Annotated in this window: 18 protein-coding genes; 6 read left to right on the plus strand and 12 right to left on the minus strand. The window is 62.7% G+C overall.

The window, feature by feature from the left end:
• Positions 1–143: 143 nt before the first annotated feature.
• Positions 144–2,033, plus strand: a complete 1,890-nt coding sequence (locus B348_RS0113425) for a TonB-dependent receptor domain-containing protein (protein ID WP_017736631.1) — start codon at positions 144–146, stop codon at positions 2,031–2,033.
• Between the two features lie 101 nt (positions 2,034–2,134).
• Here the strand turns inward: B348_RS0113425 and B348_RS0113430 are convergent, their stop codons facing one another.
• The 11 genes from B348_RS0113430 to nrdR all read right to left on the minus strand — a co-directional run bounded on the left by B348_RS0113430 (position 2,135) and on the right by nrdR (position 10,318).
• Positions 2,135–2,923 carry a cobalamin-binding protein gene (locus B348_RS0113430; RefSeq protein WP_017736632.1) on the minus strand — a complete coding sequence of 263 codons (789 nt, stop codon included), beginning with the start codon at positions 2,921–2,923 and terminating at the stop codon, positions 2,135–2,137.
• On the minus strand, positions 2,920–3,339 hold the full coding sequence (locus B348_RS0113435) for a nuclear FMR1 interacting 1 family protein (protein ID WP_017736633.1): 420 nt from the start codon (positions 3,337–3,339) through the stop codon (positions 2,920–2,922). Before B348_RS0113435 ends, B348_RS0113430 begins: the two co-directional genes overlap by 4 nt.
• Positions 3,336–3,953, minus strand: a complete 618-nt coding sequence (ribA, locus tag B348_RS0113440; RefSeq protein WP_016978544.1) for a GTP cyclohydrolase II — start codon at positions 3,951–3,953, stop codon at positions 3,336–3,338. Before ribA ends, B348_RS0113435 begins: the two co-directional genes overlap by 4 nt.
• 129 nt (positions 3,954–4,082) lie before the next feature.
• On the minus strand, positions 4,083–4,802 hold the full coding sequence (locus tag B348_RS0113445; RefSeq protein ID WP_017736634.1) for an ABC transporter substrate-binding protein: 720 nt from the start codon (positions 4,800–4,802) through the stop codon (positions 4,083–4,085).
• Positions 4,803–4,857: 55 nt separating this feature from the next.
• Positions 4,858–5,823 carry a thiamine-phosphate kinase gene (thiL, locus tag B348_RS0113450; protein WP_017736635.1) on the minus strand — a complete coding sequence of 322 codons (966 nt, stop codon included), beginning with the start codon at positions 5,821–5,823 and terminating at the stop codon, positions 4,858–4,860.
• Positions 5,824–5,840: 17 nt separating this feature from the next.
• The gene (gene nusB, locus B348_RS0113455; RefSeq protein ID WP_017736636.1) at positions 5,841–6,341 is read right to left on the minus strand and encodes a transcription antitermination factor NusB; all 501 of its coding nucleotides are present in this window, start codon (positions 6,339–6,341) and stop codon (positions 5,841–5,843) included.
• Positions 6,338–6,814, minus strand: a complete 477-nt coding sequence (gene ribE / locus B348_RS0113460; protein WP_003176356.1) for a 6,7-dimethyl-8-ribityllumazine synthase — start codon at positions 6,812–6,814, stop codon at positions 6,338–6,340. Before ribE ends, nusB begins: the two co-directional genes overlap by 4 nt.
• An 88-nt stretch (positions 6,815–6,902) precedes the next feature.
• Positions 6,903–7,994 carry a bifunctional 3,4-dihydroxy-2-butanone-4-phosphate synthase/GTP cyclohydrolase II gene (ribBA, locus tag B348_RS0113465; RefSeq protein WP_017736637.1) on the minus strand — a complete coding sequence of 364 codons (1,092 nt, stop codon included), beginning with the start codon at positions 7,992–7,994 and terminating at the stop codon, positions 6,903–6,905.
• A gap of 15 nt (positions 7,995–8,009) precedes the next feature.
• Positions 8,010–8,672, minus strand: a complete 663-nt coding sequence (locus tag B348_RS0113470) for a riboflavin synthase (RefSeq protein ID WP_017736638.1) — start codon at positions 8,670–8,672, stop codon at positions 8,010–8,012.
• Positions 8,673–8,720: 48 nt separating this feature from the next.
• Positions 8,721–9,857: a bifunctional diaminohydroxyphosphoribosylaminopyrimidine deaminase/5-amino-6-(5-phosphoribosylamino)uracil reductase RibD gene (gene ribD / locus B348_RS0113475; protein WP_017736639.1), complete on the minus strand. Its 1,137-nt coding sequence runs from the start codon at positions 9,855–9,857 to the stop codon at positions 8,721–8,723.
• The gene (gene nrdR / locus B348_RS0113480) at positions 9,854–10,318 is read right to left on the minus strand and encodes a transcriptional regulator NrdR (protein WP_017736640.1); all 465 of its coding nucleotides are present in this window, start codon (positions 10,316–10,318) and stop codon (positions 9,854–9,856) included. Before nrdR ends, ribD begins: the two co-directional genes overlap by 4 nt.
• 139 nt (positions 10,319–10,457) lie before the next feature.
• Between nrdR and B348_RS0113485 the strand changes: the two genes are divergently transcribed.
• The 4 genes from B348_RS0113485 to trxA all read left to right on the plus strand — a co-directional run bounded on the left by B348_RS0113485 (position 10,458) and on the right by trxA (position 13,761).
• Complete coding sequence (locus B348_RS0113485; protein ID WP_026136774.1) at positions 10,458–10,913, plus strand: YbaY family lipoprotein; 456 nt, start codon at positions 10,458–10,460, stop codon at positions 10,911–10,913.
• Positions 10,910–11,563, plus strand: a complete 654-nt coding sequence (locus tag B348_RS0113490; RefSeq protein WP_017736642.1) for a methyltransferase — start codon at positions 10,910–10,912, stop codon at positions 11,561–11,563. Before B348_RS0113485 ends, B348_RS0113490 begins: the two co-directional genes overlap by 4 nt.
• 251 nt (positions 11,564–11,814) lie before the next feature.
• Entirely contained in the window at positions 11,815–12,816 is a 1,002-nt protein-coding gene (locus B348_RS0113495) for an Abi family protein (protein ID WP_026136775.1), read from the plus strand.
• A 72-nt stretch (positions 12,817–12,888) separates the two neighbouring features.
• Positions 12,889–13,761, plus strand: coding sequence for a thioredoxin (gene trxA / locus B348_RS0113500; RefSeq protein WP_017736644.1), 873 nt, complete (start codon positions 12,889–12,891; stop codon positions 13,759–13,761).
• Here the strand turns inward: trxA and B348_RS0113505 are convergent.
• Complete coding sequence (locus B348_RS0113505; protein WP_017736645.1) at positions 13,758–14,099, minus strand: hypothetical protein; 342 nt, start codon at positions 14,097–14,099, stop codon at positions 13,758–13,760. The two genes, trxA and B348_RS0113505, sit on opposite strands and share 4 nt — an antisense overlap.
• Positions 14,100–14,230: 131 nt before the next feature.
• Between B348_RS0113505 and B348_RS0113510 the strand changes: the two genes are divergently transcribed.
• Positions 14,231–14,824 carry a DUF2796 domain-containing protein gene (locus tag B348_RS0113510; RefSeq protein ID WP_017736646.1) on the plus strand — a complete coding sequence of 198 codons (594 nt, stop codon included), beginning with the start codon at positions 14,231–14,233 and terminating at the stop codon, positions 14,822–14,824.
• The last annotated feature ends 66 nt before the right edge of the window (positions 14,825–14,890 follow it).

The raw sequence follows: 14,890 nt of genomic DNA on the forward strand, positions 1-14,890 counted from the left end.
TCGAAACCGGATCAAAATGTGGGAGCGGGCTTGCCCGCGAATACGGTGGATCAGCCAGCTTATTGGTAGCTGACCCACCGCATTCGCGGGCAAGCCCGCTCCCACATTTGTTTTGTGTCGACTTCAAACTCTAAGGACAGACCATGAAACGCCTGCACCTCGCCCTGCTGCTTCTACCTGCCCCCGAACTGCTCGCCGACACCCGCGACCAAGCGCTCACCCTCCCCGACGTGGTCATCAGCGCCAACCGCCAGGTGCAGGCGCGCAACGACAGCAGCGCCGCCAACACCGTATTCACCCGCGACGACATCGACCGCCTGCAACCCACCAGCCTCACGGATCTGCTCAGCCGCGCGCCCGGCGTGCAAATCGCCCCCACCGGCGGGCGTGGCAGTTTGCCGGGGGTTTATATTCGCGGCACAAAATCCGCCCAGAGCCTGGTGCTGGTGGACGGTCAGCGCATCGCCAACACCACCTCCGGCGACAGCGGCCTGCAATACCTGAATGTCGATCAGATCGAACGGGTGGAAGTGCTGCGCGGTTCGCGCTCGGTGATTTACGGCAGCGACGCGATTGGCGGGGTGATCCAGGTTTTCACCCGGCGTAATGCCGGGCAAGGTCTACAACCGCGCTTGAAGTTGGGCTTTGGCAGCCACCAGACCTGGGAGCGCAGCCTCGGGCTGTCCGGGGGTGATGAACGCACGCGCTTCAACCTGGGCGCGAGTCTGGATGAAACGGCGGGCATCAACTCGACACATGCGTCATTCCCCAGCGATGGCGACCATGATGCCTATCGCAACCAGTCCATCAGCGTGAACCTCAGTCATGCTTTCAGCGATGAACTGTCGGTGGGCTTCAACCTGCTGGATAGCCGTGGCAAGTCCGAATACGACAACAGCTTCGGCCGTTATGACTTCGCCAGCGGGCAAAGCGTGGGGCAAAAACCCTACACCAACTACACCGTGAGCAGCGCCAGCGCCTATGTCGACGCGAGCCTCGGTGAGCGCTGGCAGTCGCGCGTGGAACTGGGCCACAGCGAGAATCGCGACACCAAGCGCGACACCCTCAGCGATGAATTCAGCGTGTTCAACACCTACCGCGACTCGGTCAACTGGCAGAACGACCTGACCCTGAACGAGCAGAACAACCTGATACTCGGCGCGGATTGGTACGAAGACCGTTTCCACGGTTCCACCACCTTTACCGAAAACAGCCGCTGGAATCGCGCCGCGTTTGTGCAGCATCGCTTTCACGGCGCGTGGTTCTCGACCGAGTTGGGCCTGCGTCGCGACCAGAACCAGCAGTTCGGCGGGCAGAACAGCTGGAGCGCCAGCGTCACCTTGCCGCTCAACCCCGATAACGACCTGCTGCTGAGCTACAGCGAAGGCTTCCGCGCGCCGACCTTCAACGACCTGTATTACCCCGACACCAAGTACAGCAACCCGAACCTGCAGCCCGAGACCTCAAAGAGCTACGAGCTGCAATGGCGTAGCCAATTGAGCGACAGCACGCGCCTGGAAGCCTCGCTGTACCGTACCGACCTGCGCGATGCGATCATCCTCGACAGCGCCAGCAAGCCGCAAAACGTCGCATCGGCACGTATCAATGGCTTTGAGGCCGCGCTCAAGCAAGAGCTGTTTGGCTGGCAAGGCAACCTGGGGCTATCGCTTATCGACCCGCGTGACCGCGAAAGTGGCCACACCCTGGCCCGCCGGGCGCGTCGTACGTTGAGCCTGGACCTGGACCGGCAGTTCGATCGGCTGGGGGTGGGCGCCAGCTGGCAGGCGATCAGCAGCAGCTATGACGCGCAGGACAACACACAACGCCTGGGCGGCTATGCGCTGCTCGGCTTGCGCAGCAGTTGGGCGTTGAATCGGGAAGTGGCGTTGTCGCTGAAGGTCGATAACCTGTTGGACAAGTCGTTTGCGCGGGCGATGTATAGCTATGACGATGCGGACTTCAAGAACAATCAGGCTTATCGGGAAGAAGGCCGGGTGTGGATGGTTGGTGTGCCCTGGACACCTGAGATTTGATCGGCGCCTGCACTGGCCTCTTCGCGGGCAAGCCCGCTCCCACATTTTGAATGTATTCACAGATCTAAACTGTGGGAGCTGGCTTGCCTGCGATAGCGGTCTCACAGGTCAGGCGATATCACCTGACACAACCGCGCCACCGCCTCCACCATCTGCCCACTGGGCCGCTCCAGCCCTTTATCCGGCACCAACCGCACGCGTGCAGCCATGTTTGGCCAGACACTCCAGGCATCTTTCTGAGCTTGATCCCCCACCAGGATCACCTCGGGATCACGCTGTAACACCGATTCGATACTCACCTGCGGGGCGGGCAATGTGAGGTCATCGAACACATTACGTGCGCCGCAAACGCTTAGCGCATCGCTGATGATCTGCCCGCCGCCCACGGTGTAGAGCGGCTGGTTCCACACTTGGTAGAACACCCGCAACGGCTGATCCCGATGGTAGCGCTGGCGCAGTTCGCCCAGGCGCTGGCGCAACTGTGCGGCCAGCTGGCGCCCGGCATCTGCACGGCCCAACGAGTCCGCGATGGCCTGGACCTGGCTGGCGAGCTGTTCAAGGCTATGGGGTTCGGCCACGTAGACGGGGATGTTCAAGCGCTGCAACTGCTCACGCTGCGCCGGACCGACGCTGCCGGGCCAGAGCAGGATCAGGTCGGGCTTGAGACTGAGCAGGCGCTCGATGTTCAACTGGCCGTAGTGCCCGACCGACGGCAGCGTCGCCAGGGCGGCGGGCCGTTCGCCGCCGTCGAGCACGCCCACCAGCAGGTCGGCGGCGCCCAGTTCAACCACGATTTCAGAGAGGGATGGCGCCAGGCTGACCACGCGTTCGGCCGCCTGCGCCTGGACGCTGCATGCCAGCAGCAGGAGCGCCAGCCAGGGGCGCTTCATCCCAGTTGACGGGGGATGCGATAGAGGTAGAACAGCACCAGGGTCGAGAGCGCCAATAGAAACAACGGCACCGCTTCCAGGCCGACAAACACGGCCAGCGCGCCGATCCAGGCGGGCACGGCGGCAATCAGCAAGGCGGTACGCCGACGGGCTGCGAGGGTGATCCAGGCGGCGGGTTCTTCGGGGGTGTCGAGGGCTTTCGAGGTGGCGATCAGCGCGTGTTTATAGCCGTGGAAATAGCGCAGGCTGAGAAACATCGAGGCCACGCCGGCAATAAAGAACGGCATGGCCAGCACGGGCAGCAGGGATTCGGCTTGGCCGAACACCAGGTTGATCACAAACAAGGGCAGCAGTGCCAGGGCCAGGTACTGCCACCAGTTGAAGGACAGTCGCCGTTTCACCTGGCCACGGGTCACGCGCGGTCAACCTCGCCCTGGTGCTCGTTGCCCATCATGTGGTCGAGCTTGCTGGCCTTGGTGGCCAGGTAGAGTTTGTTGTGCGGGTTGTGCCCGGTGTGCAGCGGCACGCGCTCGGCGACGGTGATGCCCATCTCGGTCAAGGCTTTGACCTTGCGCGGGTTGTTGGTCATCAGGCGCAGGGATTTGACCCCCAGGTGTTCGAGCATCGGCAGGCAGATCGCGTAGTCGCGCTGGTCGGCGGCAAAGCCCAGGCGCTCATTGGCCTCGACGGTATCGGCGCCGCCATCTTGCAGCTCGTAGGCGCGGATCTTGTTCATCAGGCCAATGCCACGGCCTTCCTGACGCAAGTACAACAGCACACCACGGCCTTCACGGGCGATGGCGCGCATCGCTGCTTCGAGTTGCGAACCGCAGTCGCAACGCTGGCTGAACAGGGCGTCACCGGTCAGGCACTCGGAGTGCACGCGGCCCAGCACCGGTGCGCCGTCAGCGATATCGCCAAGGCTGAGCACAACGTGCTCGCGCCCGGTGGCTTCTTCAAGAAAGCCGTTCATGGTGAACGTGGCAAAAGGGGTAGGCAGCTTGGAAGCGGCGACGAAAACGACGGGCACCGTGTGCTCCTGATTTCAGTTTTTACAAAGGCGGCCATTGTAACAGCACGTTCCTACAGACGCTTAAGCTGAATTATCGTTGATAAAGATCAATAGGTTCGATTGGCCTTCCACTCGGTTCTATGCAGATCAGAACGGGTAGGGTTGCTTCCAGCGCTCGAAGATCGCCTTCAATTCGCCGCTTTTCACCAATGCCTCGACGCGCTGGTCATACACCGCCATCAACGCCCGCCCCCGCTCAGTATCGGCAAAGCCGATATACAACGGCAGCTCGGCAATGTGGGTGAGCTGGAACTTCGACGGCTCCTCGGATTGACTGAGGACGTACTTCGCCTCGCTCAGCGCATCGATATAGAAGTCTGCCCGACCGTGTTGCAGCATCGGCAAAATGCCATCGCGGCGTTCGATTTGGTTGAACCGGTGGACATTGGGCAAATATTCCTCGTACTTGTAGCCACGCACCCAGGCCAAGCGGTAGTCGCCCAGTGTCGCCAGGGTTGGCGTCGGCGTGCTGGCCAGCCCGAGGGCGTAGATGTGGTCGGAGTCAAAGTTCCAATGGGGGTAGAGCACGCCGGTGGCTTCGTCCCGGTAGGAACCGACCCAGCCATCCACCTCGCCGCGCTGGGCCAGGCCAACCGAGCGGGTATACGGCACAGTGCGGGTTTGCAGCTGTATCCCGGCCGGCTCGAACACTTCACGCAACACGTCCCAGGCCAGGCCGCTGCCATCAGCGTTGGTGTAGTCGTCCCAGGCTTCGCTGGCGAGCATGACTTTGCCGGGAGCCTCATCGGCGTAGGCCAGAGGCATGAAGGCGCACAGCAGGATCAGCAGCCAGTGGCGCACATCCATGGTGACAAGCTCCTACTCCGTAAAGACCCTGTAGAGATTAGCGCAGGTCGCCGACTTACGGCGCTTCGCGAAAGTGCTGATAGCCACGCACGGCCGGGGTGATGTCCTGGCCGTTGGCGTCCAGCAGCGTCACGCCCTGCCCCGCCTCGACCCGGCCGATCACATGGATCGGCCAACCGTTTGCCAGCAGCGACGCCAGTTCGCCGGGCGGTAGGGTGAACGCCAGCACGTAGTCGTCGCCCCCGCTCAAGGCCGCCACGCGCGCGTCGTCGTCACCGACAAACGCCAGCAGCGCCTGGGACAACGGCAACCGCTGGCGTTCGATCAACAGGCTGACAGCCGAGGCCTTGGCGATATGCCCGCAATCGGCCAGCAACCCGTCGGAGATATCCATGGCCGAGGTCGCCTTGCCCCGCAACGCCAGCCCCAACGCCAACTGCGGTTGCGGCGACCAATAGTGCGCCAGCAACGGCTCGGCAATCGCCGCCTCGGCGCTGCGCTGGCCCAGCACCAGTGGCAAGGCGCCAGCGGCATCTCCCAACTCGCCGCCCACACACAACAAATCGCCCGGCTGCGCCCCGCCGCGCGTCAACGCCTGCCCGGCGGGCACCCGGCCAAACACGGTCAGGGTCAGGCTCAGCGGGCCACGCGTGGTGTCACCGCCCACAAGGCCAACGCCGCAGCTTTGCGCCATGGCGTTCAAACCCTGGGCATAGCGTTGCAGCCAATCGGCATCGACGGTCGGGGTGGTGAGGGCAAGGGTGAATGCAAGGGGGTTGGCGCCCATGGCGGCCAGGTCGCTCACGGCCACGGCCAACGAGCGCTGGCCGAGCAGGAACGGGTCGCAGGGGTCGGAAAAGTGCACCCCAGCCACCAAGGTATCGGTGGAGATTGCCAGCTGCTCCCCGGCGGGGAGCGCCAGCAAGGCGCAGTCGTCGCCGATCCCCAGGGCAATGCCTTCGCCGCCCTGCGCACAAGGCGCGGCGGCGAAGTATTTGCGGATCAGCTCAAACTCGCCCATTGCGAATCAAGCGCAGGTTAGCGCTTGTACGCCTTCACTTCGGCTTCACGCAGGCGCGGGGCCAGCTTGTCGAGCACGCCGTTGACGAACTTGTGACCGTCGGTCGAACCATAGACTTTCGCCAGTTCGATGCCTTCGTTGATCACTACGCGGTACGGCACGTCGACGCGGTACAGCAGTTCCCAGGCAGACAGGCGCATCACGCACAGTTCAACCGGGTCCAGCTCCTCGATGGTCAGGTCCAGGCAAGGGGCCAGGGCCGTGTCGATCTCGGTCAGGTGCGCATGCACACCGTGCAGGATGTCGTGGAAGTACGGCAGGTCGGCGAAGGTAAAATCGTTGTCGACGCGAAACTGCGCTTCGATTTCGTTCAGCGAAGTACCGGCCAGGTGGCGCTGATACAGGGCCTGGGTCGCCAACTGACGAGCAGCGCGACGCTTCTCGTTCTTGGACGGCTTGCCGGCATCGGCTGGACGTGGCTCGCGCGGGTTGAAGTTGTCGCTCTCGTCGGAAATCACTTGGCCTCCAACTGCGACAGCAGGCTGACCATTTCCAGGGCGGACAAGGCAGCTTCAGCGCCTTTGTTGCCGGCCTTGGTGCCGGAACGCTCGATGGCTTGCTCGATGGAATCCACGGTCAGCACGCCGAACGCAACCGGTACGCCGAACTCCATGGACACCTGGGCCAAGCCCTTGGTGCATTCGCCAGCCACGTATTCGAAGTGCGGAGTACCGCCACGAATGACCGCGCCCAGGGCGATGATCGCCGCGTATTCACCCTGCTGCGCAACTTTTTGCGCAACCAGTGGAATTTCGAAGGCGCCAGGCGCACGGATGATAGTGATGTCGCTCTCGCTCACACCGTGGCGAACCAGGGCGTCCACGGCACCGCTTACCAGGCTTTCAACCACGAAGCTGTTGAAGCGGCCCACTACCAGGGCGTAGCGGCCTTTGGGGGCGATGAAGGTACCTTCGATGGTCTTCAGGGTCATTCGACAAATCTCTTAAAGAGCCGGGACGCGCAAACGGCGTCCCTTAGTGATGATTTAACCGCGAACAAGGGGCAAGGATCGCCGGCCTTTATTCGGAGGGCACGTATTCTACTACTTCCAGGTCGAAACCGGATATGGCATTAAATTTCATGGGTGCGCTCATCAGGCGCATTTTGCGCACACCGAGGTCACGCAGGATCTGCGAACCGGCACCGACAATGCTGTAGGTGGTCGGTTTTTTCACCGGCGCGTGGTCGGCGGTTTCGCGGATATGCGCCAGCAACACATCGCCATCCAGCGGGTGGCCGAGCAACAGCACCACGCCACTGCCTGCCTCGGAAACCGCAGCCATGGCGGCGCGCAGGCTCCAGCGACCCGGTTGCTTGACCATCAGCAGGTCGCGCAGCGGGTCCATGTTGTGCACACGCACCAGGGTCGGCTCTTCGGCGCAAATGGTGCCCAGGGTCAGGGCCATGTGCACGTCGCCTTCCACTGAATCACGGTAGGTCACCAAATTGAATTGGCCCAGTTCGCTGTCCAGTGGCTGCTCGGCAATCCGCTGAACGGTACGTTCGTGGATCATCCGGTAGTGGATCAGGTCGGCAATGGTGCCGATCTTGAGGTTGTGTTCGGCGGCGAAGGTTTCCAGTTCCGGGCGACGGGCCATGGTGCCGTCGTCGTTCATCACTTCGCAGATCACCCCGCTTGGCTCGAAACCGGCCATGCGCGCCAGGTCGCAGGCGGCTTCGGTGTGGCCGGCACGGGCCAGGGTGCCACCGGGCTGGGCCATCAGCGGGAAGATGTGGCCGGGGCTGACGATGTCTTCGGCCTTGGCGTCCTTGGCGGAAGCGGCTTGCACGGTGCGTGCGCGGTCAGCGGCGGAGATACCGGTGGTGACACCCGTCGTGGCTTCGATGGACACGGTGAACTTGGTGCCAAAACCCGAGCCATTGCGCGGCGCCATCAACGGCAGCTTGAGCAGTTCGCAGCGCTCGCGGCTCATGGGCATGCAGATCAGCCCGCGGGCGTGCTTGGCCATGAAGTTGATGTGCTCGGCCTGGCACGCCTCGGCGGCCATGATGATGTCGCCTTCGTTCTCGCGGTCTTCGTCATCCATCAGGATGACCATCTTGCCTTGGCGGATGTCTTCAACCAGTTCTTCGATGCTATTGAGCGCCACGCGGCACCCCCTTGGTCAGGATTTCAGGTAGCCGTTAGCGGCCAGAAAACTTTCGGTGATGTTACTGCCGGTTGGCTCTGCGGCCTTATCGCCCAACAACAGGCGCTCCAGGTAACGGGCAAGCAAGTCCACTTCCAGGTTCACCCGGCGACCTGGCTGGTAAGACGCCATGATGGTTTCGCTGAGGGTGTGGGGAATGATGGTCAGTTCGAATTCGGCGCCGTTCACGGCGTTCACGGTCAGGCTGGTGCCATCGACGGTGATCGAGCCTTTGTGGGCGATGTACTTGGCCAACTCTTTGGGCGCGCGAATGCGGAATTCCACGGCACGCGCGTTTTCGCTGCGCGCAACCACTTCGCCGACGCCGTCGACGTGACCGCTGACCAGGTGGCCGCCCAGGCGGGTGGTCGGGGTCAGGGCTTTTTCCAGATTGACCGGGCTGCCGGCCTTGAGGTCGTTCATCGCGGTGCAGTCCAGGGTTTCCCGGCTGACGTCGGCGGCAAAGCCGTTGCCTGGCAACTCGATGACCGTCAGGCACACGCCGTTGATGGCGATGCTGTCGCCCAGTTTGACGTCGCCGAGGTCCAGCTTGCCGGTTTCAACCGACAGGCGTACGTCGCCGCCTTTTGGGGTCATGGCACGGATGCTGCCGATGGATTCGATGATGCCGGTGAACATGGCCTTCTCCTGGAAAACGGTGCGGGGCTCTTGAGCGCCCGGTCAGAATTATACGCTCGCTGCTGGCACAGGGATGGCAGTGACTCGCCAGTCATCGCCTACAGCGCGCATTTCAGTGATCTTGAGTTGGGGGGCGTCCGCCAATTTCTCAAGCGGCCAGTCCAGCAAAGGCCGCGCGGCGGAGCCGAGGAACTTGCCGGCGATGAAAATCACGTACTCATCCACCAGGCCTTGCTGGGCAAAGGCGCCCGCCAGGCTTGGGCCGGCTTCCACCAACACTTCGTTGACGCCACGGGCCGCCAGGGCCACCAGCGCCGAACGCAGGTCGACCTGACCCTCGACGCCCGGCACCACCAGGCACTCGGGGCCACGGGGGAACTGGTTTTCCGGCGTCACACAGGTAATGACCAGCGCCGGGCCGGCCTTGAAGAACGGCGCGTTGAGCGGCACGCGCAAGCGGCCATCGATCAACACGCGCAAGGGCGGACGCGACATGGCCAGTGCGGTGGTCTCTGCATCCAGGCCCAACTCGGCGGCGCGCACGGTCAGGCGCGCACCGTCGGCCAGCACGGTGTCGGCGCCGGTCAGTACCACGCTGGCCTCGGCCCGCAGGCGTTGCACGGCGGCACGGGCGGCGGGACCGGTGATCCATTGGCTCTCGCCGCTGGCCATCGCGGTGCGGCCGTCCAGGCTCATCGCCAGCTTGACCCGCACAAACGGCAGGCCGTGTTCCATGCGTTTAAGGAAACCGGGGTTCAACGCACGCGCTTCACTTTCCAGCACGCCGCTGCAGATTTCGATCCCGGCCTGGGCCAGACGCTGCATACCGCGCCCCGCCACTTCCGGGTTCGGGTCCTGCATACCCGCCACCACCCGCGCCACGCCGGCACTCACCAGCGCATCGGCGCAGGGCGGCGTGCGGCCGTGGTGGCTACAGGGTTCGAGGGTCACGTACACCGTGGCGCCACGGGCCTTGTCACCGGCGGCGCGCAGGGCGTTGGGCTCGGCGTGGGGCTCGCCGGTGCGTTCATGCCACCCTTCGCCGACAATCTGCCCATCGCGCACGATCACGCAGCCGACCCGGGGGTTGGGATGGGTGGTGTACAGGCCCTTGCGCGCCAATTCGAGGGCGCGGGCCATGTAGTGGGCGTCGAGGACAGCTTGTTCGGCAGACGGTGGGGTCATTGTTTGGCAGGCTCACGGGCCAGGCGGTCGATTTCTTCGCGGAACTCGTTGAGGTCCTGGAAGCGTCGATACACCGAGGCGAAACGGATATAGGCGACTTCGTCGAGCTTTTGCAGCTCGCCCATCACCAGCTCTCCAACCACCAGGCTCTTGACCTCGCGCTCGCCGGTCGCCCGCAGCTTGTGCTTGATATGCACCAGCGCAGCTTCCAGGCGCTCGACACTCACCGGGCGTTTTTCCAGGGCGCGCTGCATACCGGCGCGCAGTTTGTCTTCGTCGAAAGGCTGGCGGCTGCCGTCGGACTTGATCAGGCGCGGCAATACCAGTTCGGCGGTTTCGAAGGTGGTGAAACGCTCACCGCAGGCCAGGCATTCGCGCCGGCGACGCACTTGATCGCCCTCGGCGACCAGACGTGAGTCAATGACCTTGGTGTCGTTGGCACCGCAGAAGGGACAGTGCATGGTGGCAGGCAACAAAAAAAGGGAGGGCCATGGTAGCGCATCCCCGTGGCAAGACAAGCCATAGCCTTTACGGTATATAGACTGGCTATTATGTTTCTTGATTTTAAAGCCACGGATTTTGCCCTTTCTGGAGCCGTACATGCAGTTACGACCACTTGTCTTGCTCACCCTGTTCGGTTTCCTGGTCGCCTGCAGCAGCGAAGCCCCTAAACCGTCCACGCCGCAACCGGTGCCGGCGCAAGAGAAAAAGGTCCCGGGCATTGAAGACCTCGGCCCACTGCCGGCCTATCAGCGTGAAATCAACGGCAGCCTGACCAACGTGCCCGCCGGCGCCGAAGTCGAGATGGCCCTGCTGGTGATCGACGAACGCTCGCGCCCACAACAACTGCTCGCCAGCAGCGTGCTGACCGGCAACGGCAAGCCCCTGGCCTTCCGCCTGCGCTTCAACCCCGAGGCCTTCCCCGCCGGTGCCCGCGTTGAAGTGCGCGGCCGCGCCAGCCAGTCCGGCCAGTTGATCCTGCACCTGCCCGCCGTACGCATCACCCAGGCGATCACCCAGACCACCGGCCCCCTGCAACTCGTCAAGGCACCATGACGCCACCGCTGCCCCTGCAAGCGGCACTGAGCGAACTGATCGGCGACGCACAACTGCTGCCCTGCCCGCTGCCGGGCACCGCGTTGTCGTTATGGCTGCTGGACGCGGACAACATGGACCGCGCCTTCAGCCCCGAAGAAACCCGGCGTATCCTGCATGAACCGCCCTACTGGAGCTTCTGCTGGGCCAGCGGCCTGGCGCTGGCGCGCTACCTCGCGGCAAACCCCGAGTGGGTGGCCGGCAAGCGCGTGCTGGATTTTGGCGCCGGTTCCGGCGTGGCCGGGATTGCGGCCGTCAAAGCCGGCGCGCTGGAAGTCGTGGCGTGCGACCTTGATCCGCTGGCGCTGGCGGCGTGCCGGGCGAATGCCGAACTCAACGGTGTGACGCTGGGTTATTCGGCGGATTTCTTCGCCGAAGCCGACCGCTTCGACCTGATCCTCGTGGCCGATGTGCTTTACGACCGCGCCAACCTGCCGTTATTGGATCAATTCCTCACCCGTGGCCGAGAGGCGTTGGTGGCGGATTCGCGGGTGCGCGACTTTCAGCATGCGGATTATCGGCGGCTGGAGATCCTTGATGCGCTGACGCTGCCGGACCTGGCGGAGCCTTGGGAGTTTCGCAAGGTGAGCCTGTACCACTCGCGGCGATAAGCCCGTGCGTTACAAATTTCTGGCAATAGGTTGGTTGAGACAGGGATAGGAACGGCGAGGACAATACGCTCCTTTCGCACGCGGCCTGGACAATCGACCAGCATGCCTACACTTACAATTTCGCTTATTAAAGCCTTGCAAAGAGTAAGGCCGCTGCCTAACCTCTGCGGCAATACACCCGCCATGCCTCTGGTTGCGTCAGTAGCCAAGCACAAATTGTGCGGGTTTTTTATGCCCGGTACTTTTTGGGCATGAGGTCCTTCAGCAAGCCTGCCATCGACGTTCCTTCGCAACTGGAACTGCTCAAGCGCCGAGGCTTACATATTCAAAATGAGGCTCGGGCCGAGTCCTTTTTGCAGGCAGTCAGCTTCTTTCGATTAAGCCCCTACATGCGACCCTTCCAACAACCAGAAGATAGGGACCATCGATTTCGTAACGGTAGCCAGTTTCGTCAACTAACCCGCCTCTACGATTTTGACCGGCGACTTCGTTTACTGAGCATGGATGCAATCGAAAGGGTTGAAGTTGCATCGCGCGCCGTTATCAGTAACCACATGGGACCTGTTTACGGCAGTCACTGGTATATCAACCCACAGATGTTCCACCCTGCGTTCGATCATCAGCGCCTGCTGACAACCCTGTCGATCAAGCAATCCAACGCAACGCGTGACTACCAGCGAGAATGCGAGCGCATCGACCAGCTGCATGCGGACGACAACAGAAAAGCCACACTTAAACGCCATAGAGCGAAAGAAAGCTATGCCCGCCATTACCCGGCAACTTACTCCCATCCGCCTTTGATGCCTGGCTGGGCTATGTTGGAAGAGCTGACGCTGGGCGACTTGTCCCACCTTTACAAAGGCCTGGCCAGGGACTCGGACAAAAAGGCCATTGCCAAGCGTCTAGGGCTAGCAGCGCCCTTGATGCAGTCCTGGCTGCATACCCTGACCACTGTCCGAAACATGTGCGCCCATCATTCGCGGATGTGGAACCGGGAATTGGGTATTCGTCCCGAGTTGCCGAAGAAAGCCAATTTCCCGTGGCCGGCGCACCTCTTCCTGCCAGGACCACATACGCGCATTTTCGCGGTCCTCTGCATATTGAATCACCTGATGCATCAGGTAAGCCCGAATGCTCGCTGGGGTCAGCGCCTGTGTCAGCTCGTCCATGAGTTTCCCGAAGTCAACCTCAAGGCGATGGGGTTTCCCCCCGACTGGCATCAAGACGCTTTTTGGCACGCACCTCGCACCTGAACGCCATGCAGCTTCCGGTAGCCAGCGCCAGCCCTTATAGTTGCCCCATTCCCGCTTTCTTCGAGACGCCCCATGAGTGAGCCCACGCCGTACATCTTCGATGCCACCACCGCTACGTTCGACCAAGCCGTCATCGAGAATTCGTTCCACAAGCCCGTGCTGGTAGATTTCTGGGCCGAGTGGTGCGCGCCGTGCAAGGCGTTGATGCCGCTGCTGGCGCAGATTGCCGAGAGTTATCAGGGCGAGTTGCTGCTGGCCAAGGTTGATTGCGAGGCCGAGCAGGACATCGTCGCGCGCTTCGGCATTCGCAGCCTGCCGACGGTGGTGCTGTTCAAGGATGGCCAGCCGGTGGACGGGTTTGCCGGGGCGCAGCCGGAGTCGGCGGTGCGGGCAATGCTGGAGCCCCATGTGCAGATGCCACCACCGGCCGCCGCAGATCCGCTGGAGCAGGCCCAGGCGTTGTTTGCCGACGGTCGCATCAGCGATGCCGAGGCCGTGCTGGTGACGCTGCTGGGCGAGGACAACACCAACGCCGCCGCGCTGATCCTGTATGCACGCTGCCTGGCCGAACGTGGCGAACTGGGTGAAGCGCAAACAGTGCTGGATGCGGTCGAAAGCGACGAGCACAAAGCCGCCCTCGCCGGCGCCAAGGCGCAGATCACCTTCCTGCGCCAGGCCGCCGACCTGCCGGACGCCGCCGACCTGAAAAGCCGCCTAGCGCAAAACCCGCAGGATGATGAAGCGGCCTATCAACTGAGCATCCAGCAACTGGCGCGCCAGCAGTACGACGCGGCGCTGGAAGGCTTGCTCAAGTTGTTTATCCGCAACCGCAGCTACAGCGAAGGCTTGCCGCAGAAGACCTTGCTGCAGGTGTTCGAGCTGTTGGGCAACGATCACCCGCTGGTCACGGTGTACCGTCGCAAGTTGTTCGCGGCGCTGTACTAATCACCGATCCAGCTGTACAGCGGCGTATCCCCGCCGCTGGCGACCTTGACCTTGGCGCTGTGGCGCAGGCGCACCAACAGGCGCTTGCCCGCCGAGGCGTCGCCGGCCAAGCCTTCCAATTGATCGAGCAACTCCAGGCCGTTGAGCTGCCCGGCATTGCGCAATAGATCCTGGGCGCTCTGCCACTGATCCTCATCCTGTTTGACCGGCGCCGCTGCCGGTGCGCTTGGCAGCGGGGCGGCCTGCAATTGCGCGCCCAGGCGTGCCCAATCGCCGTCGTCCAACTCCAGGGTCAAATCCACCGGCAGGTCGCCGACGGTTCCTCGAATTCGCAACATCGTCCGTACTCCTGCACTTTTCTGACCGGCATGCTCCCATGCGGCTTGCGCAACGCCAAGCAGGCGGTCAAACTCTCGCGACTATTGTTATAAGATCACATAACAAAACTTTCATGTCCTGGAGCCGCCCCATGCGCCGTCTGTTGCTTGCTTTGCCGTTTGCCCTGCTGCCACTGGCGGTTGCCCATGCTCATGAAGAGCACGACCACGAACACGGCAGCCTCGGCGCCCACGAGCATGGCGTGGGTCGCCTCAACGCGGTGCTGGACGGCCAGGCCCTGGAGCTTGAGCTGGACAGCCCGGCGATGAACCTGGTGGGTTTTGAACACGTGGCCAGCACGCCCGCCGACAAAGCCAAGGTCGCCGCCGTGCGCAAACAGCTGGAAAACCCGCTGGCCCTGTTCAACCTGCCCAAAGGCGCCGGATGCGTGGTCAGCAGCCAGGAACTCAACAGCCCGCTGTTCGGCGACAAACCCGAAGCCGATCACGACGATGATGACGACCACGATCACGACGCCAAGGGTGGCGAGCATCATCACGACCACAGCGAAATCCACGCCCACTACCAATTCACCTGCGCCACGCCGACGGCCCTGAGCAATCTCGACCTGAGCCAAGTGTTCAAGACCTTCCCCGCCACCCAGAAAATTCAGGTACAACTGATCGGGCCGAGCGGTCAGCAAGGTGTTGATGCGACGGCTACAGCCGCTACCCTGAAGTTCTGAAGCAGACCCGGTCAATGTGGGAGCTGGCTTGCCTGCGATTCAGGCGGCGCGGTACATCAGACACTC

Origin of the sequence: Pseudomonas sp. CBZ-4 (assembly GCF_000346755.1) — a bacterium.
Taxonomy (GTDB): Bacteria; Pseudomonadota; Gammaproteobacteria; order Pseudomonadales; family Pseudomonadaceae; genus Aquipseudomonas.